This window comes from Streptococcus cristatus, assembly GCF_019685515.1.
GTDB lineage: Bacteria > Bacillota > Bacilli > Lactobacillales > Streptococcaceae > Streptococcus.
The window spans coordinates 1,642,927-1,660,952 of record NZ_JABFFN010000001.1 but is presented as its reverse complement, the minus strand read 5'-3'; the positions used below and the strand labels follow the sequence as shown (position 1 = coordinate 1,660,952).

At 43.4% G+C, this 18,026-nt stretch carries 21 protein-coding genes and 1 tRNA gene; 19 read left to right on the top strand and 3 right to left on the bottom strand.

The features are described from left to right. The 8 genes from rsgA (at nt 1) to pflA (ending at nt 7,532) form a co-directional block, all read left to right on the top strand. Nucleotides 1-879 (top strand): ribosome small subunit-dependent GTPase A, encoded by an 879-nt coding sequence (gene rsgA, locus FOA33_RS08045; protein WP_221161222.1) that lies wholly within the window; start codon nt 1-3, stop codon nt 877-879. Between the two features lie 10 nt (nt 880-889). Continuing rightward, nucleotides 890-1,546, top strand: coding sequence for a ribulose-phosphate 3-epimerase (gene rpe, locus FOA33_RS08040; protein ID WP_221161221.1), 657 nt, complete (start codon nt 890-892; stop codon nt 1,544-1,546). Beyond that, entirely contained in the window at nt 1,509-2,171 is a 663-nt protein-coding gene (locus tag FOA33_RS08035) for a thiamine diphosphokinase (RefSeq protein ID WP_221161220.1), read from the top strand. The genes rpe and FOA33_RS08035 overlap by 38 nt, the downstream gene beginning before the upstream one ends. A gap of 1 nt (nt 2,172) precedes the next feature. Beyond that, the gene (locus FOA33_RS08030) at nt 2,173-3,429 is read left to right on the top strand and encodes a DNA recombination protein RmuC (RefSeq protein WP_221161219.1); all 1,257 of its coding nucleotides are present in this window, start codon (nt 2,173-2,175) and stop codon (nt 3,427-3,429) included. Further along, nucleotides 3,419-4,360 carry a 3'-5' exoribonuclease YhaM family protein gene (locus FOA33_RS08025; RefSeq protein ID WP_195595003.1) on the top strand — a complete coding sequence of 314 codons (942 nt, stop codon included), beginning with the start codon at nt 3,419-3,421 and terminating at the stop codon, nt 4,358-4,360. Before FOA33_RS08030 ends, FOA33_RS08025 begins: the two co-directional genes overlap by 11 nt. 105 nt (nt 4,361-4,465) lie before the next feature. Continuing rightward, nucleotides 4,466-5,293 (top strand): pur operon repressor, encoded by an 828-nt coding sequence (purR, locus tag FOA33_RS08020; RefSeq protein WP_002874197.1) that lies wholly within the window; start codon nt 4,466-4,468, stop codon nt 5,291-5,293. Nucleotides 5,294-5,359: 66 nt separating this feature from the next. Further along, nucleotides 5,360-6,616, top strand: coding sequence for a diaminopimelate decarboxylase (locus FOA33_RS08015; RefSeq protein ID WP_221161218.1), 1,257 nt, complete (start codon nt 5,360-5,362; stop codon nt 6,614-6,616). 121 nt (nt 6,617-6,737) lie between these two features. Next, nucleotides 6,738-7,532: a pyruvate formate-lyase-activating protein gene (pflA, locus tag FOA33_RS08010; RefSeq protein WP_221161217.1), complete on the top strand. Its 795-nt coding sequence runs from the start codon at nt 6,738-6,740 to the stop codon at nt 7,530-7,532. A 72-nt stretch (nt 7,533-7,604) separates the two neighbouring features. On the opposite strand, the gene yidC is transcribed toward pflA, so the two are convergent. Both yidC and FOA33_RS08000 read right to left on the bottom strand, forming a co-directional pair. Further along, a complete protein-coding gene (gene yidC, locus FOA33_RS08005; protein WP_221161296.1) occupies nt 7,605-8,534 on the bottom strand; it encodes a membrane protein insertase YidC in 930 nt (309 codons plus the stop codon). A gap of 77 nt (nt 8,535-8,611) precedes the next feature. Next, on the bottom strand, nt 8,612-8,890 hold the full coding sequence (locus FOA33_RS08000) for an acylphosphatase (protein ID WP_001174619.1): 279 nt from the start codon (nt 8,888-8,890) through the stop codon (nt 8,612-8,614). Nucleotides 8,891-8,923: 33 nt separating this feature from the next. Between FOA33_RS08000 and FOA33_RS07995 the strand changes: the two genes are divergently transcribed. The 11 genes from FOA33_RS07995 (at nt 8,924) to FOA33_RS07945 (ending at nt 17,710) form a co-directional block, all read left to right on the top strand. Then, the gene (locus tag FOA33_RS07995; RefSeq protein ID WP_221161216.1) at nt 8,924-9,664 is read left to right on the top strand and encodes a TrmH family RNA methyltransferase; all 741 of its coding nucleotides are present in this window, start codon (nt 8,924-8,926) and stop codon (nt 9,662-9,664) included. Nucleotides 9,665-9,718: 54 nt separating this feature from the next. Then, complete coding sequence (locus tag FOA33_RS07990) at nt 9,719-10,402, top strand: Bax inhibitor-1/YccA family protein (protein ID WP_221161215.1); 684 nt, start codon at nt 9,719-9,721, stop codon at nt 10,400-10,402. A gap of 109 nt (nt 10,403-10,511) precedes the next feature. After that, nucleotides 10,512-11,504, top strand: a complete 993-nt coding sequence (gene asnA / locus FOA33_RS07985) for an aspartate--ammonia ligase (RefSeq protein ID WP_000747987.1) — start codon at nt 10,512-10,514, stop codon at nt 11,502-11,504. A 64-nt stretch (nt 11,505-11,568) separates the two neighbouring features. Continuing rightward, complete coding sequence (gene rsmD / locus FOA33_RS07980) at nt 11,569-12,108, top strand: 16S rRNA (guanine(966)-N(2))-methyltransferase RsmD (protein WP_007522389.1); 540 nt, start codon at nt 11,569-11,571, stop codon at nt 12,106-12,108. Beyond that, nucleotides 12,098-12,586 carry a pantetheine-phosphate adenylyltransferase gene (coaD, locus tag FOA33_RS07975; protein ID WP_007522387.1) on the top strand — a complete coding sequence of 163 codons (489 nt, stop codon included), beginning with the start codon at nt 12,098-12,100 and terminating at the stop codon, nt 12,584-12,586. The genes rsmD and coaD overlap by 11 nt, the downstream gene beginning before the upstream one ends. Then, nucleotides 12,570-13,607, top strand: coding sequence for a SepM family pheromone-processing serine protease (locus FOA33_RS07970; RefSeq protein ID WP_221161214.1), 1,038 nt, complete (start codon nt 12,570-12,572; stop codon nt 13,605-13,607). Before coaD ends, FOA33_RS07970 begins: the two co-directional genes overlap by 17 nt. 55 nt (nt 13,608-13,662) lie before the next feature. Beyond that, nucleotides 13,663-13,893 carry a DUF1146 family protein gene (locus tag FOA33_RS07965; protein WP_083312772.1) on the top strand — a complete coding sequence of 77 codons (231 nt, stop codon included), beginning with the start codon at nt 13,663-13,665 and terminating at the stop codon, nt 13,891-13,893. Nucleotides 13,894-13,916: 23 nt separating this feature from the next. Continuing rightward, nucleotides 13,917-15,197: a UDP-N-acetylglucosamine 1-carboxyvinyltransferase gene (murA, locus tag FOA33_RS07960; RefSeq protein WP_221161213.1), complete on the top strand. Its 1,281-nt coding sequence runs from the start codon at nt 13,917-13,919 to the stop codon at nt 15,195-15,197. Beyond that, nucleotides 15,184-15,378, top strand: a complete 195-nt coding sequence (locus tag FOA33_RS07955) for a DNA-directed RNA polymerase subunit beta (RefSeq protein ID WP_221161212.1) — start codon at nt 15,184-15,186, stop codon at nt 15,376-15,378. Before murA ends, FOA33_RS07955 begins: the two co-directional genes overlap by 14 nt. Nucleotides 15,379-15,418: 40 nt before the next feature. After that, nucleotides 15,419-16,243 (top strand): DNA/RNA non-specific endonuclease, encoded by an 825-nt coding sequence (locus FOA33_RS07950; protein WP_221161211.1) that lies wholly within the window; start codon nt 15,419-15,421, stop codon nt 16,241-16,243. 135 nt (nt 16,244-16,378) lie between these two features. Then, nucleotides 16,379-17,710: a hemolysin family protein gene (locus FOA33_RS07945; RefSeq protein ID WP_221161210.1), complete on the top strand. Its 1,332-nt coding sequence runs from the start codon at nt 16,379-16,381 to the stop codon at nt 17,708-17,710. Nucleotides 17,711-17,843: 133 nt separating this feature from the next. Here the strand turns inward: FOA33_RS07945 and FOA33_RS07940 are convergent. Next, nucleotides 17,844-17,914: transfer RNA gene (locus tag FOA33_RS07940), tRNA-Cys, on the bottom strand. Nucleotides 17,915-18,026: the final 112 nt, after the last annotated feature.

Sequence of the window (18,026 nt, the reverse complement as noted above, 5' to 3'; positions counted from 1 at the left end):
ATGCAGGGACAAATAATCAAAGCCTTGGCGGGCTTCTACTATGTAGAGAGTGAAGGCCAGGTCTATCAGACACGCGCTCGTGGGAATTTCCGTAAAAAAGGCCACACGCCATACGTCGGAGACTGGGTAGATTTTTCTGCGGAGGAAAATTCAGAAGGTTATATCCTCAAAATTTACGAACGGAAAAACAGTCTGGTCCGTCCACCTATTGTCAATATTGACCAAGCCGTTGTTATTATGTCCGTTAAAGAACCTGATTTTAATAGCAATTTATTGGATCGGTTCCTAGTTCTTTTAGAGCATAAGGGCATCCATCCTATCGTCTATATTTCTAAAATGGACTTGCTGGAAGATAGAGGAGAACTGGATTTTTACCAGCAGACTTACGGTGCCATTGGCTATGACTTTGTGACCAGTAAGGAAGAACTCCTGCCCTTGTTAACAGGCAAGACTACAGTCTTTATGGGGCAGACAGGCGTTGGAAAATCAACTCTTCTCAATAAAATCGCACCGGACCTCAATCTTGAAACAGGAGAAATTTCAGACAGTCTAGGTCGTGGTCGCCATACCACTCGGGCTGTTAGTTTTTACAACCTCAATGGTGGAAAGATAGCTGACACACCCGGATTTTCATCGTTGGACTATGAAGTATCAACAGCAGAAGACCTCAATCAGGCTTTTCCAGAGATTGCCAGTGTCAGTCGAGATTGTAAGTTCCGTACTTGTACCCATACCCATGAACCGTCCTGTGCGGTTAAGCCAGCTGTCGAAGAGGGAGTTGTTGCAACCTTCCGTTTTGACAACTACCTGCAATTCCTCAGCGAGATTGAAAATCGCAGAGAAACCTATAAAAAAGTCAGCAAAAAAATCCCAAAATAAGGAGAAACCTATGTCTCAATACAAGATTGCTCCGTCAATTCTGGCAGCAGATTATGCCAACTTTGAACGTGAAATCAAACGCCTAGAAGCAACTGGCGCAGAGTATGCCCATATCGATATCATGGATGGTCACTTTGTGCCACAAATTAGTTTTGGTGCAGGGGTGGTTGAAGCTCTTCGTCCTCATAGCAAGATGGTCTTTGACTGTCACTTGATGGTAGCAAATCCAGAACACCACTTAGAAGACTTTGCGCGTGCGGGAGCGGATATCATCAGCATCCATGTGGAAGCAACACCTCATATCCATGGCGCCCTCCAAAAAATTCGCTCTCTTGGTGTCAAACCTTCGGTTGTCATCAATCCTGGGACACCTGTGGAGGCGATCAAGCACATCCTTCATCTAGTTGACCAAGTCTTGGTCATGACAGTTAACCCTGGCTTCGGTGGGCAAGCCTTTCTACCTGAAACCATGGACAAGGTTCGTGAGTTGGTTGCCCTTCGTGAGGAAAAAGGTTTGAGCTTTGAGATTGAAGTCGATGGCGGTATTGATGACCAGACTATTGCTCAAGCCAAAGAAGCTGGTGCGACCGTTTTTGTAGCAGGATCCTATGTCTTTAAGGGAGATGTCAATGAACGAGTGCAAACTCTCAGAAAACAACTGGACTAGGGTTGCCGTTTTTGCAGGCGGAGATCGCGGTTATTATCGGACGGATTTTGATTGCTTTGTCGGTGTGGATCGAGGCTCACTCTGGGTCTTGGAAGAAGATCTGCCTCTGGCTCTAGCGGTTGGGGATTTTGATTCAGTGATTGCAGACGAACGTCAGTTGATTCAAAAACGTGCCCAACATTTTGTTCAGGCACAGCCGGAAAAAGATGACACGGATTTGGAATTGGCTCTCTTAACCATCTTTGAGCAAAATCCCCAGGCTCAGGTGACTATTTTTGGTGCGCTTGGTGGTCGTATTGATCATATGCTGGCCAATGTCTTTCTGCCTAGCAATCCCAAGTTGGCACCCTATATGCGCCGGATAGCGATTGAGGATGGGCAAAATGTGATTAGCTATTGTCCAGAAGGGACCAGTAAACTAGAACCTCGTTCAGACTATGACTACCTAGCCTTTATGCCAGTTCGGGATAGCCAGCTGACCATTCTTGGTGCCAAGTACGAATTGACAGAGGAGAATTTTTTCTTTAAAAAAGTGTACGCTTCTAACGAATATATAGATAGGGAAGTTTCGGTAACTTGCCCAGATGGTTATGTCGTCGTGCTACATAGCAAGGACAGGAGGTAGGATGGAGACTGTATTATTACTATTATTAATTGTCAACCTAGCTGGACTCTTTCTGATTTGGCAAAGGCAGGATAAGCAAGACAAGTACCTAGCCAGGAGTTTGGAGGATCAAGCAGACAATCTTTCAGACCAACTGGATTATCGCTTTGAACAAGCTAGGCAAGCCAGTCAGCTGGATCAAAAAGACTTGGAAGTGGCTGTCAGCGACCGTTTGCAAGAAGTGCGAATGGAGTTGCACCAAGGTCTGACTCAGGTTCGGCAGGAGATGAATGAGAACCTCCTCCAAACCAGAGATAAGACTGACCAACGCCTCCAAGCCTTGCAGGAATCAAATGACCAACGCTTAGAACAAATGCGCCAAACGGTCGAGGAAAAACTGGAAAAGACCTTGCAGACGCGCTTGCAGGCCTCTTTTGAGACAGTTTCCAAGCAACTAGAATCTGTCAATCGTGGCCTAGGTGAAATGCAGACTGTTGCGCGAGATGTCGGTACGCTTAATAAGGTCTTATCTGGAACCAAGACGCGAGGGATTCTAGGTGAATTGCAACTGGGGCAAATCATCGAAGACATCATGACACCAGCCCAGTACGAACGAGAATACGCAACGGTTGAAAACTCTAGCGAGCGAGTAGAGTACGCCATCAAGTTACCTGGCCAAGGCGACCAGGAATATGTCTATTTGCCGATTGACTCCAAGTTTCCACTGGCGGATTATTACCGCCTAGAAGAAGCCTATGAAGCAGGTGACAAGGACGAAATCGAACGTTGTCGCAAGTCACTCCTAGCTAGCGTCAAGCGCTTTGCCAAGGATATCAAGAGCAAGTATCTGGCGCCACCTCGGACGACCAATTTTGGAGTCTTGTTTGTTCCGACAGAAGGTCTTTATTCAGAAATCGTTCGAAATCCGGTCTTCTTTGATGATTTGAGACGGGAGGAGCAGATTATCGTTGCAGGACCAAGTACCCTATCAGCCCTGCTTAACTCTCTATCAGTTGGCTTCAAGACTCTCAATATCCAAAAGAGTGCCGACCATATCAGTAAGACCCTTGCTAGCGTCAAGACTGAGTTTGGCAAGTTCGGGGGGATTTTGGTTAAGGCACAAAAACATCTTCAACATGCCTCTGGCAATATTGATGAATTATTAAACCGTCGCACCACAGCTATTGAGCGGACGCTCCGTCACATTGAGTTATCAGAAGGTGAGCCTGCGCTTGATCTACTCCATTTCCAAGAAAATGAGGAAGAATATGAAGATTAGTCACATGAAAAAAGATGAGCTGTTTGAAGGTTTTTACCTGATCAAATCAGCTGACCTGAGACAGACACGAGCTGGGAAAAACTACCTAGCCTTTACCTTCCAAGACGATAGTGGCGAGATTGAAGGAAAACTCTGGGATGCTCAGCCTCATAACGTTGAGGCCTTTACTGCAGGGAAAGTGGTCCACATGCAAGGGCGCAGAGAAGTGTACAATAATACTCCTCAAGTCAATCAAATCACGCTTCGTTTACCTCAGCCTGGGGAACCCAATGATCCAGCTGACTTCAAGGTCAAGTCACCAGTCGATGTTAAGGAAATCCGTGACTATATGTCGCAAATGATTTTCAAAATAGAAAATCCTGTTTGGCAACGAATTGTCCGAAATCTCTACACCAAGTATGATAAGGAATTCTACTCCTATCCAGCTGCCAAGACCAACCACCATGCCTTTGAAACGGGTTTGGCCTATCATACAGCAACCATGGTGCGTTTGGCAGATGCCATTAGCGAGATCTATCCTCAGCTCAACAAGAGCCTCCTCTATGCGGGAATTATGTTGCATGACTTGGCCAAGGTTATTGAGTTGACGGGACCAGACCAGACGGAGTACACAGTTCGAGGCAATCTCCTTGGGCATATCGCTCTCATCGATAGTGAAATTACCAAGACAGTCATGGAACTAGGTATCGATGATACTAGAGAAGAAGTGGTGCTACTGCGCCATGTCATCCTTAGTCACCATGGCTTACTGGAGTATGGAAGTCCAGTCCGTCCACGCATTATGGAGGCAGAGATTATCCATATGATTGACAATCTAGATGCCAACATGATGATGATGTCAACAGCTCTAGCTTTGGTGGACAAAGGAGAGATGACCAATAAAATCTTCGCTATGGACAATCGTTCCTTCTATAAACCAGATTTAGATTAATAATTTAAGAAAAACGAGCATTTTTTTACGCAATAATGTTCGTTTTTTTATGTGAATGTGGTATAATGGATAAAATATCAAAATTAAATGGAATGGTAAATAAAAATGAAATTAAGAAGAAGTGATCGGATGGTTGTCATTTCCAACTATTTGATTAATAATCCATACAAACTAACAAGTCTCAACACCTTTGCAGAAAAGTACGAATCTGCTAAATCATCGATTTCAGAGGATATCGTGATTATCAAGCGTGCCTTTGAGGAAATTGAAATCGGCCATATTCAGACTGTGACTGGAGCAGGTGGTGGCGTTATCTTTACACCATCAATTTCGAGTCATGAAGCCAAAGAAATGATCGCAGACTTGCGTGACAAACTTTCAGAAAGCGACCGTATCTTGCCAGGTGGCTATATCTACTTGTCAGATTTGCTTAGCACACCTGCTATTTTGAAAAATATTGGGCGCATCATTGCCAAGAGCTTTATGGACCAAAAAATCGATGCCGTTATGACAGTAGCAACAAAAGGTGTGCCACTCGCAAATGCAGTTGCCAATGTCCTCAATGTTCCATTTGTCATTGTGCGCCGTGACTTGAAAATTACCGAAGGTTCAACGGTCAGCGTCAACTATGTTTCAGGTTCCAGCGGTGACCGTATTGAGAAAATGTTCCTTTCAAAACGCAGTCTCAAGGCAGGCAGTCGTGTCTTGATTGTGGATGACTTCTTGAAAGGTGGCGGAACGGTCAACGGGATGATTAGTCTCTTGCGTGAGTTTGACTCTGAACTAGCTGGTGTCGCAGTCTTTGCAGACAATGCCCAAGAAGAACGTGAAAAGCAGTTTGATTACAAGTCACTCTTGAAAGTAACCAATATTGATGTTAAGAACCAATCCATCGATGTTGAGATTGGAAATATCTTTGACGAAGACAAATAAGAGATAGAACTAAAGGTTGGAACGATTGTCCCAGCCTTTCTTTGCAAACAGAATAGAAGGATGCTTATGAAAACACCATTTATCAGCCGTGAAGATTTAGAAACGATTGTTGCAGAGTTCCCGACTCCCTTCCACTTGTATGATGAGAAGGGGATTCGTGAAAAAGCAAGAGCAGTCAACCAGGCCTTTTCCTGGAACAAGGGCTTTAAGGAATATTTTGCAGTCAAGGCCACTCCAACCCCAGCCATCTTGAAAATCCTCCAAGAGGAAGGTTGCGGTGTGGACTGTTCTAGTTACGTGGAGCTTTTGATGAGCCATAAACTGGATTTCCCCGGTTCTGAGATCATGTTCTCATCAAACAACACGCCAGACCAAGAGTACGCTTATGCGCGTGAATTGGGCGCAACCATTAACTTGGATGCCTTTGAAGATATTGAACATTTAGAGCGTGCAGCAGGCATTCCAGAAACCATCTCCTGTCGTTACAATCCAGGCGGAGTCTTTGAGTTAGGAACAGACATCATGGACAATCCTGGGGAGGCCAAGTTTGGTATGACCAAGGATCAACTCTTTGAATCCTTTGCTGTTTTGAAGGAAAAAGGAGTCAAGATTTTTGGAATTCATTCTTTCCTAGCATCTAATACCGTGACCCATCTTTACTATCCAGAGTTGGCCCGTCAGCTCTTTGAATTAGCTGTGGAAATCAAAGAAAAATTGGGTATTTCACTGGACTTTATTAACCTTTCTGGAGGAATCGGAGTCAACTATCGCCCGGACCAGGAGCCAAATGATATTGCGATGATTGGTGAGGGTGTGCGTAAGGTTTATGAAGAAGTCCTTACGCCAGCAGGTCTTGGTCAGGTTAAGATTTTCACCGAATTGGGTCGCTTTATGTTAGCCCCTCACGGAGCTTTGGTCACAAGAGTCACTCATAAGAAAAAAACTTATCGTACCTATCTAGGCGTGGATGCATCAGCAGTCAACCTCATGCGCCCAGCCATGTATGGTGCCTACCACCATATCACCAATCTGACTCATCCAGACGGACCAGTTGAGGTCGTAGATGTGGTCGGTTCACTCTGTGAGAACAATGATAAATTTGCCATCAATCGTGAACTACCTCATACAGAAATAGGGGATTTGCTAGTGATTCATGATACAGGTGCACATGGATTCTCCATGGGTTACCAGTACAATGCCAAACTGCGTTCTGCAGAAATCCTCTATACCCAAGAAGGGAAAGCTCGCCAAATCCGCCGTGCAGAGCGCCCTGAGGACTATTTCGCAACCTTGTATGGTTTTGATTTTGAATCGGATCATTAAAAGAAATTGAAAATGAAAGTGAAAAACAGATTGCTTTCTAAAAAATAGACAAAAAAACCTTGTTTTTCATCTTACTCGTGATATAATTAAACTATAAAACGGTTTCAAGGAAGGTGACGATATGTCTGAAGAAACAATTGACTATGGACAAGTGACAGGAATGGTGCATTCGACAGAGAGTTTTGGGGCGGTAGATGGTCCTGGAATTCGTTTTATTGTCTTTTTGCAGGGTTGTCACATGCGTTGCCAGTACTGCCATAACCCGGATACATGGGCTATGGAGACCAATAAATCACGCGAACGGACAGTAGATGATGTCTTGACAGAAGCTCTTCGCTACCGTGGGTTCTGGGGAGACAAGGGAGGAATCACTGTCAGTGGTGGAGAGGCCCTCTTACAGATTGATTTCTTGATTGCCCTCTTTACCAAGGCCAAGGAAAAAGGAATCCACTGTACCTTGGACACCTGTGCCCTTCCATTCCGTAACAAGCCACGTTATCTCGAAAAGTTTAATAAACTCATGGCGGTGACAGATTTGGTTCTCTTGGATATCAAAGAAATCAACGAAGAGCAACACAAGATTGTAACCAGCCAGACCAATAAAAACATCTTGGCCTGTGCCCGGTACCTATCAGATATTGGGAAGCCTGTTTGGATTCGTCACGTGCTGGTTCCAGGATTAACAGACAGAGATGACGACTTGATCGAACTCGGTAAATTCGTCAAAACCCTCAAAAACGTTGACAAATTTGAAATCCTACCTTATCATACGATGGGTGAGTTCAAGTGGCGTGAACTTGGGATTCCTTATTCGCTTGAAGGGGTCAAACCTCCAACAGCAGACCGTGTCAAGAATGCCAAAAAACTCATGGACACAGAAAGCTATCAAGACTATATGAAACGTGTACATGGATAAAAAAGAAGCCTGATGGAAACATCAGGCTTCTGTGATGCAAAAAAGGCCTAGTCTTTCAACTAAGCCGTTACTTTATTTTCTAGAATGTTGTTTACCAGCATTGCGTTTTTTATGTTTCTTAGTAGTCGTAATTGCAGTTGCTTGGTTAGGAGTGATATCTTTTCGCCCGCCTGTAGTTGATGCTGAACTTGCTTTTGGTGGATTTTTGGCAAATTCTTCACGTACTTTTTGACGAAGTTTTGGACGAACAACATAGTTAACGATGAACTGTTGGAGAATCATCATGAAACCACCGACAACCCAGTAAAGTGTCACACTGGCTGGTGCGAAGAGGGAGAAGACGACAATCGTGAGTGGGCTCATGTAAATCATTTTCTTGAGTTGATCTCTTTGCATCTCGTCTTCTACTCCGTGAAGTGAAAGGAGTGATTGGAGATAGTAGAGGATACCAGCGAAGGCGACAAGGATTATACTTGGGGAACCGAGATTGATACCCAAGAAGGTAGAGCTAGATACTCCATCAGTATACTGGGCTGCAAAGTAGATAGCAGAAAAGAAAGGCATCTGAATGAGGAGAGGGAAGCATCCTACACCACCGAACATGCTGATGCCGTTTTCTTTTTGTGCAGCAAAGAGAGCCTGTTGTGCTTCTAGTTTTTCTTCCTGAGTTGTTGCCTCTTTAAGGCGTGTTTGATGTGGTTCGAGCACATGTTTGAGAGCATTCATCTTTTCAGAGTGAAGCGTTGCCTTCCATGATTGGTAGATACCAAGTGGCAAAATAATCAAACGTACGATAATGGTTACGATAATGATAGCCACACCAAAGCCTAGACCTTTATCAGTAGCGAAGTATTTGATAGCCTCTGCCATAGGCGATCCGATAGTGTTCCAGATAAAACCAGTAGGTTGTCCTGTTGCTTTGTCTACTTGGACACAGCCTGTCAAGACGAGTAGCATAGCCACTCCCATAGCAGAGAGGGCAAAACGTTTAATAGATTTCAATGTTTTCATTCCTTCTTTAAAAATTATACCTTTCTATTCTACTGTTTTTTTGTAAAATATACAATAGTTCTAGAGACCTAATTTGCGACTTTGAAGTCTGGATAGGATGAAAAGTTGCTCATTTGTACATCTAGATAGGTAACTTTTGAAAAGGGTGTCGGACCTTTTCGGATTTCTTGGATAAATTTTGCCATGGTGGCAGAAGAGTCTGCCTGAGCGAGAATTTCCACTGTGCCATCGTCATTATTCCAGACACGACCAGTGATGCCACCAATTTCAAGCGCTAAAGTATAAACGCCCCAGCGAAAACCAACACCCTGCACCCTGCCTTGGGCAATCATTCTAACCTTTTGCATACCAAACCCCTTTGATTGTGTTATAATACTTCTATGACTATTATAACCTCAAAAGCCAATTCTGTGGTAAAAAATGCCAAGAAATTGCATCAAAAAAAATATCGAAAGTCTACCTATTTGATTGAAGGCTGGCACTTGTTTGAAGAAGCTGTTCAAGCAAGAGTGACGATTGAGAAGATTTTTGCCTTAGAAAGTTACCGAGATCAGCTAGCCACTTTTCCTCAAACTGTCTGGGTCTCTGAAGACGTTTTGCTAGATTTAGCAGATACGCAAACTCCTCAAGGGATTGTTGCAGTGATTCAAAAAGAGGAAGTAGGACTGCCTGATTTCCGTCAGGGTAAGTTTCTATTTTTAGAGGATGTCCAAGATCCTGGTAATGTTGGCACCATGATTCGAACTGCGGATGCGGCAGGTTTTACAGGGGTTATTGTTTCAGATAAGTCAGCAGATATCTACAGTCTCAAGACCCTGCGTTCCATGCAAGGAAGTCATTTTCATTTGCCTATCTATCGTATGCCCGTTGCCACTTTTGTAGAAGAGGCAAAGAAGAGCAACTTGCCCATTCTGGCAACGACCTTATCGAGAGATTCTAAGGATTATCGTGAGCTTTCTCCCTTAGAAAACGTTGTTTTAGTTATGGGAAATGAAGGACAGGGGATTAGTCCTATCATGGCTGAAAGTGCCAATCAGCTGATCCATATTGGTATGAAAGGTCGAGCAGAAAGTCTCAACGTGGCAGTTGCAGCAGGTATATTGATGTTTTATTTTAGCTAATTTATAAAATCTTTGTTATAATCAAGACATATTTATAGAAAAAGGAGAATCAGAATGAATCAAACAATTATTCAAGAACGTTCAGGTCTCAATCAATTTTACGCCAAGGTTTATGCCTTTGTAGGACTTGGGATTGGTCTATCGGCTCTCGTGTCAGCTTTGATGTTGACAGTCTTTCAGTCCCAATTGGTCTACTTTTTAATGCATGGCCGTCTCTGGCTGATGATTGCAACTTTTGCAGAACTTGCTCTAGTCTTTGTTGCAAGTAGCATGGCTGCGAAGAACAGCCCAGTAGCTTTCCCAGTATTTTTAGTTTATTCTGTTTTAAATGGATTTACGCTCAGTTTTGTCGTAGCCTTCTATACACCTGGGACCGTCTTATCAGCCTTTATATCCAGTGCCCTTCTCTTTTTTGTCATGGCGGTGATCGGAATTTTCACTAAGAAAGATTTGAGTGGAATGGGACGAGCTTTGATGGCGGCGCTTGTTGGTCTCATCATTGCTATGGTTGTGAATCTATTTTTAGCCAATAGTTTCTTTGACTACATGATTAGTATTGCCATGGTCTTGGTTTTCTCAGGTTTGATTGCTTGGGACAACCAAAAGATTCGCTATGTTTATGAGCAGTCACGAGGACAAGTAGCGACAGGTTGGATCATCTCAATGGCACTCAGCATCTACCTAGACTTTATCAACCTCTTCCTTAGCATCTTACGAATCTTTGGTCGAAACGATTAATGAATGACAGAGTCAGTGTTCCAAAGAGCTCTGACTTTTTCTTATTTACTCTTTTCTTTTCTTGGAAATAGGTGTATAATGCTTTTAACTAATTTTTGAGGAGCCGTTTATGAAGAAAAGTTTTATCCATCAGCAAGAAGAGATTTCCTTTGTCAAAAACACCTTTACCCAGTATTTGAAAGATAAGTTAGAAGTTGTTGAAGTTCAAGGCCCTATCTTGAGCAAGGTTGGTGATGGGATGCAGGATAACCTGTCCGGTGTCGAACATCCAGTATCCGTAAAGGTCTTGCAGATTCCAGATGAAACTTATGAAGTCGTTCACTCACTAGCCAAATGGAAGCGCCACACCTTAGCTCGTTTTGGTTTTGGAGAAGGTGAAGGTCTATTTGTTCATATGAAGGCCCTTCGTCCAGACGAAGATTCGCTTGATGCGACTCACTCTGTATATGTAGACCAGTGGGACTGGGAAAAAGTGATTCCAAATGGTCAACGTAATATCGCTTATCTCAAAGAAACCGTCGAGAAGATTTACAAGGCTATTCGTCTGACAGAGCTAGCCGTAGAAGCACGCTACGATATTGAATCCATCTTGCCAAAACAAATTACCTTTATCCATACAGAAGAGTTGGTGGAACGCTATCCAGACCTAACACCGAAAGAGCGTGAAAATGCGATCTGTAAAGAGTTCGGTGCTGTCTTCTTGATTGGTATTGGTGGCGAGTTGCCTGATGGCAAACCTCATGACGGCCGCGCACCTGACTACGATGACTGGACAACAGAGTCTGAGAATGGCTACAAGGGGCTAAATGGAGATATTCTGGTTTGGAATGAATCTCTTGGTTGCGCCTTTGAACTTTCTTCAATGGGGATTCGGGTAGATGAAGATACACTTCGTCGCCAAGTTGCCCTTACAGGGGATGAAGATCGTCTGGAGTTGGAATGGCATAAAGCCTTGCTTAACGGCCTTTTCCCACTGACAATCGGTGGAGGTATCGGACAGTCTCGGATGGCCATGTTCCTTCTTCGTAAGAAACACATTGGAGAAGTTCAGACTAGTGTTTGGCCTCAAGAAGTCCGCGATACTTACGAAAATATCTTGTAGAGAATCGAACCGCAAGGTTCGGTTTTCTTTCTCTTTTTGCCTATAATTTGGTATAATAAACGGTATGAAAATCGTATCAGGAATCTACGGAGGGCGTCCTCTAAAGACGCTAGAAGGAAAGACGACGAGGCCGACATCGGATAAGGTGCGTGGAGCTATCTTTAACATGATAGGTCCCTATTTTGATGGTGGTCGTGTCTTGGATCTCTATGCTGGCAGTGGCGGCTTATCTATTGAGGCAGTCTCGCGTGGGATGTCCCATGCTGTCCTAGTGGAACGGGATAGAAGAGCCCAAGCTATCATCGCTGCAAATATCCAGATGACCAAGGAAGTTGGAAAATTTCAATTCCTCAAGATGGATGCGGAACGAGCTCTGGAGCAGGTATTTGGACCCTTCGATCTCATTTTTTTAGACCCTCCCTATGCCAAGGAACAAATCGTTGCAGATATCGAAAAAATGGCAGAAAGAAATCTCTTCTCCGAAGAAGTCATGGTCGTCTGCGAAACCGATAAGTCTGTAGAACTTCCAGAAGAAATCGCCTGCTTAGGCATCTGGAAGGAAAAAATATATGGGATTAGTAAGGTGACAGTCTATGTCAGATAGAATTGGATTATTTACAGGATCATTTGATCCGATGACAAATGGACATCTGGATATCATTGAACGTGCCAGCAAACTCTTTGATAAGCTCTATGTCGGGGTGTTCTACAATCCCCACAAACAAGGTTTTCTCCTTGTTGAAAGCCGCAAACGAGCAGTCGAAAAAGCAGTGGCGCATTTAGATAATGTAGAGGTGCTGGCTTCTCATGACCAACTAGTCGTCGATGTTGCAAGAAGATTGGGTGCTAAGACCCTTGTTCGTGGCTTGCGGAATGCCACAGACTTGCAATATGAGTCTAGTTTTGATTATTACAATCATCAACTGGCTCCAGAAATCGAAACCATTTACCTACATAGTCGCTCAGAGCATCTTTATATTAGCTCTTCAGCTGTGAGAGAACTTCTGAAGTTTGGTCAGGAGATTCAGCAATATGTCCCAAACAGTGTTGTGGAGGAATTAGAACATGAAGAAGAAAACTAGATGGCCCTTATATGTCATCCTAGCACTAGTATTGACTTTTTTAGCCTTTGTAGTACCTTTACCTTACTACATAGAAGTTCCAGGTGGAGCGGAAGATATTCGCCAAGTTTTAAAAGTCAATGAAACAGAAGATACAGAAGCAGGAGCTTACCAGTTTGTGACAGTTGGTATTCGGCATGCAACTCTGTCGCATCTTGTCTATGCTTGGTTAACACCTTTCACGGATATTAGAAGTGCCAAGGAGACTACGGGTGGCTCTACTGATGCGGAGTTTATGCGGATCAATCAGTTCTACATGCAAACATCCCAAAACATGGCCAAGTATCAAGGACTGAAGACGGCTGGAAAGGATATCGAACTCAAGTATCTGGGAGTCTATGTCTTGACCGTGACGGACAATTCAACTTTTAAGGGCATTCTGAACATTGCAGATACCGTGACGGCTGTTAATGACAAAACGTTTGACAGTTCCAAAGATTTGGTCGACTATGTCAATTCTCAACAATTAGGGGATACGGTCAAGGTAACTTATGAAGAAGACGGAAAAGTCAAGTCTGCAGAAGGTAAAATTATCACTCTCGAAAATGGGAAAAACGGGATTGGGATTGGTTTGATTGACCGTACGGAAGTGACCAGTGACGTTCCAATTCGCTTTTCAACAGCTGGTATTGGCGGGCCAAGTGCCGGTCTCATGTTTAGCTTAGCTATCTACACCCAGATAGCAGATCCAGGACTTCGTAATGGTCGCATCGTTGCGGGAACGGGAACCATTGATCGCGATGGAAATGTTGGCGATATCGGTGGAATTGACAAAAAGGTAGTTGCAGCCTCTCGTCAGGGAGCGAGCGTCTTTTTTGCTCCTGACAATCCAGTCACTGAGGAAGCAAAAAAAGCAGATCCCAATGCGAAAAGCAACTATGAAACAGCTTTAGAAGCTGCTAAAACGATCAAAACAGAGATGAAAATCGTTCCTGTTAAGACCCTGCAGGATGCGATTGATTACCTTAAAAACAATCCCTAATTTGTAGAAAAATCGAAAACTAGCGCGCAAGCGGATAAGATGGTATAATAGTCAAATGGTTCAATTATTATTCACTCTAAGTAGTCATATACTCTTTATTTATTTGAGTTTTTACCTTTTGAAGGATCTTGTGAGATGGGAAAAGGTTTTAAAAGTGACCGCTACTAACACAAAAAAAGTTCGTCTGTTGGTCGGCTTCTGTAGTATTGTAATGGGCTACATCTTGAGTTCATTCTTTATCAGTTTGTACCAACTGTGGCAAGAAGCACTTAGAGGACTATTATAAAATCAAAAGTAAAGGAAACAACTATGGAAAAAATTGTGGTTCAAGGCGGAGATAATCGTCTGGTCGGAAGTGTGACGATTGAGGGAGCAAAGAATGCAGTCTTGCCCTTGTTGGCAGCGACTATTCTAGCAAGCAAGGGTAAGACAGTCTTGCAGAACGTCCCAATCTTGTCAGATGTTTTCACCATGAATCAAGTAGTTCGTGGTCTGAATGCCAAGGTGGACTTTGATGAGGAAGCTCATATTGTCGAGGTCGATGCGACTGGTGATATCACGGAGGAAGCTCCTTATAAATATGTCAGCAAGATGCGAGCATCCATCGTTGTCTTGGGACCAATCCTTGCTCGTGTAGGCCATGCCAAAGTTTCTATGCCAGGGGGGTGCACCATCGGGAGTCGTCCGATCGACCTCCACCTCAAAGGTTTGGAAGCTATGGGGGCAAAAATCACTCAGGCAGCTGGTTACATCGAAGCCAAGGCAGACCACTTGCATGGCGCTCATATCTACATGGACTTCCCTAGTGTCGGCGCAACACAAAACCTCATGATGGCAGCAACTCTAGCTGATGGTGTAACGGTCATTGAAAATGCTGCGCGTGAGCCAGAAATTGTTGATCTCGCTATCTTCCTTAATGAAATGGGAGCCAAGGTCAAGGGAGCTGGCACAGAAACAATCACCGTGATTGGTGTTGAGGAACTCCATGGTACGACCCACAATGTGGTACAGGACCGTATCGAAGCCGGAACCTTTATGGTGGCTGCAGCTATGACAGGTGGGGATGTTCTCGTTCGTGATGCAGTATGGGAGCATAATCGCCCCTTGATTTCAAAACTACTTGAGATGGGTGTTGAAGTGACAGAGGAATCAGAAGGTATTCGTGTTCGTTCTCAACTTGAAAATCTCAAGGCTGTTCATGTAAAAACCTTACCACATCCAGGATTCCCAACAGATATGCAGGCACAATTTACAGCTCTGATGACAGTTGCAAAAGGGGAATCAACCATGGTGGAAACGGTGTTTGAGAATCGCTTCCAACACTTGGAGGAAATGCGCCGTATGGGCTTGCATTCAGAGATTATCCGTGACACAGCTCGTATTGTAGGGGGGCAGGCTTTACAGGGGGCAGAAGTTTTATCAACGGACCTTCGCGCTAGTGCTGCTTTGATTTTGACAGGTTTGGTGGCGCAAGGAGAAACAGTTGTCGGTAAACTAGTCCACCTTGATAGAGGTTATTACCGCTTCCATGAGAAGTTAGCTCAGTTAGGAGCGAAGATTCAGCGAATTGAGGCAAATGATGAAGAATAAAAACTTACGCTATGTACTCCGTCGCCTACTGTTGATTTTTATCGTACTCTTGCTAGGTTTCCTTGCTTTAGGAATCGGCTTGATGATTGGCTATGGCATCCTAGGAAAGGGACAGGATCCATGGGCAATATTGTCTCCGGCAAAGTGGCAGGAATTGATTAGCAAATTTACAGGAAATTAGACTGGGAGACCAGTCTTTTTCTAAAGAAATAAGGAGAAAAATGGACAAAAAAACAAGACAGACTTTGATAGGGTTACTTCTATTCTTACTCTTGGCTGCTGGAAGCTATTATATCAAGCAGATGCAGTCGGCATCAAATAGCCCTCGAACTAAGGTTAGTCAGAAAAAACAGGCTTCAGAAGCTCCCAGTCAGGAGCTGGCTGAAAGTGTCTTAACTGAGTCGATAAAGAACCAAATCAAGGGGGATCTCGAGTGGAATGAAGCAGGGGCTTTTGTTGTCAATGGCAATAAAACCAATCTAGATGCCAAGGTTTCAAGCAAACCCTATGCGGATAATAAAACAAAGACAGTTGGAAAAGAAACAGTCCCAACTGTTGCCAATGCCATCTTATCCAAAGCGACTCGGCAGTATAAGAATCGTGAAGAAACAGGAAATGGATCCACCTCTTGGACGCCACCAGGATGGCATCAGGTTAAGAATCTAAAGGGAGCCTACACACATGCAGTCGATAGAGGACACCTGCTGGGCTATGCCTTGATAGGTGGTTTGGATGGTTTTGATGCCTCTACCAGCAATCCTAAGAATATTGCAGTCCAGACAGCTTGGGCTAACCAAGCGCAGGCTGAAGATTCGACAGGTCAGAACTACTATGAGAGTTTGGTCAGAAAAGCCTTGGACCAAAATAAGAGGGTCCGTTACCGCGTGACACTCCACTATGCGACAAATGAGGATCTAGTTCCATCCGCTTCACAAATCGAAGCCAAATCTTCAGATGGCGAATTGGAATTCAATGTCCTAATCCCCAATGTTCAAAAGGGAATCCAGCTTGATTACCGAACAGGGCAAGTAACAGTGACAGATTAGAAACAATAGATACAATAAAAATAGCTCCTTTGTCTTCTAGAGGCAGGGGAGTTGTTGTTTAAATGAAAAATAATGTGAATCCTGAAGAATTTTATGATATAATGAAACACAAGATACTATTTTAGGAGAAGGACTATGGAAGACCCGAGCAGTCAGAATTTGTTGCTACAGTTTGTATTATTATTTATCTTGACCTTGTTAAATGCTTTTTTCTCAGCCACTGAGATGGCAATGGTGTCACTAAACCGTTCCCGAGTAGAACAAAAGGCAGAAGAGGGAGACAAACGTTACATTCGTTTGTTAAAGGTACTTGAAAATCCTAACCACTTTTTATCAACAATTCAAGTCGGTATCACCTTGATCACGATCTTGTCAGGGGCCAGTTTAGCGGAGACTCTAGGACGCGAAATTGCCTCTTGGATAGGAAACAGTGAAACAGCTTCCACTATTGCAAGTTTTCTATCTTTGGCATTCTTGACCTACATCTCTATTGTTTTTGGTGAACTATATCCTAAACGGATTGCCCTCAATCTGAAAGATGCTTTGGCAATTCGAACAGCACCAATTATTATTGGTCTTGGAAAGATTGTCAGTCCCTTTGTCTGGCTGTTATCTGCTTCAACCAATTTGTTAAGTCGTTTAACACCAATGACCTTTGATGATGCGGATGAAAAGATGACACGTGATGAAATAGAGTACATGCTCACCAATAGTGAAGAAACACTGGATGCAGATGAGATTGAAATGCTACAGGGAGTCTTTTCTTTAGATGAACTAATGGCTCGTGAGCTAATGGTGCCCCGAACAGATGCCTTTATGGTAGATATTCAGGATGACAGTCAAACGATTATCGAGAGTATTTTAAAGCAAAATTTCTCACGTATCCCTGTTTATGATGGGGATAAGGACAATGTGATTGGTTTGATTCACACCAAGCGCTTGTTGAATGCCGCTTTTGTGGATGGCTTTGACAATATTGTCTGGAAACGAATTCTCCAAACGCCACTGTTTGTTCCTGAGACTATCTTTGTGGACGATCTCCTTAAAGAACTTCGAAATACCCAAAATCAAATGGCCATCTTACTAGATGAATACGGTGGAATGGCTGGTTTGGTAACTCTGGAGGACCTCTTAGAAGAAATTGTTGGTGAGATTGATGATGAGACTGACAAGGCTGAAATTGAAGTCCATCAAATAGGAGAAGACACCTATATCGTTCAAGGCACCATGAATCTTAATGATTTTAATGACTACTTTGATGTAGAATTGGAAAGTGATGATGTTGATACCATCGCCGGTTATTATTTGACGGGTGTGGGAATGATTCCAACGACTGAAAAACTCAGTTATGAATTGGTCAGCCAAAACAAACAAATCATCCTAACCAATGACAAGGTGAAAAACGGACGTGTTACCAAGGTAAAAGTCCAAATCACTGAAATAGAGACTGAAGAAGAAACAGAATAAAGCAGTGACTTGAGTCACTGCTTTTTGTAAATCTATATTGTAGATACAGTTATCCCTATCTATTTGGAATAACAAAAAAGCCCGATTTTACGGGCTTTTCATTCGGTTAATTCCTGTTAATTCAGGTACTGAAAGGCGGTAGACGGATTTGAACCGACGATCAAGCTTTTGCAGAGCCGTGCCTTACCACTTGGCTATACCGCCTCAACGTTTATTATTATACCTTGAAAATCATTTCCCGTCAATAGTTTCTTATACTAAAATCCAATTTAAGAAGATAGATTATGTCATGTGAAGAAAAAAGGGAAAAGCAACT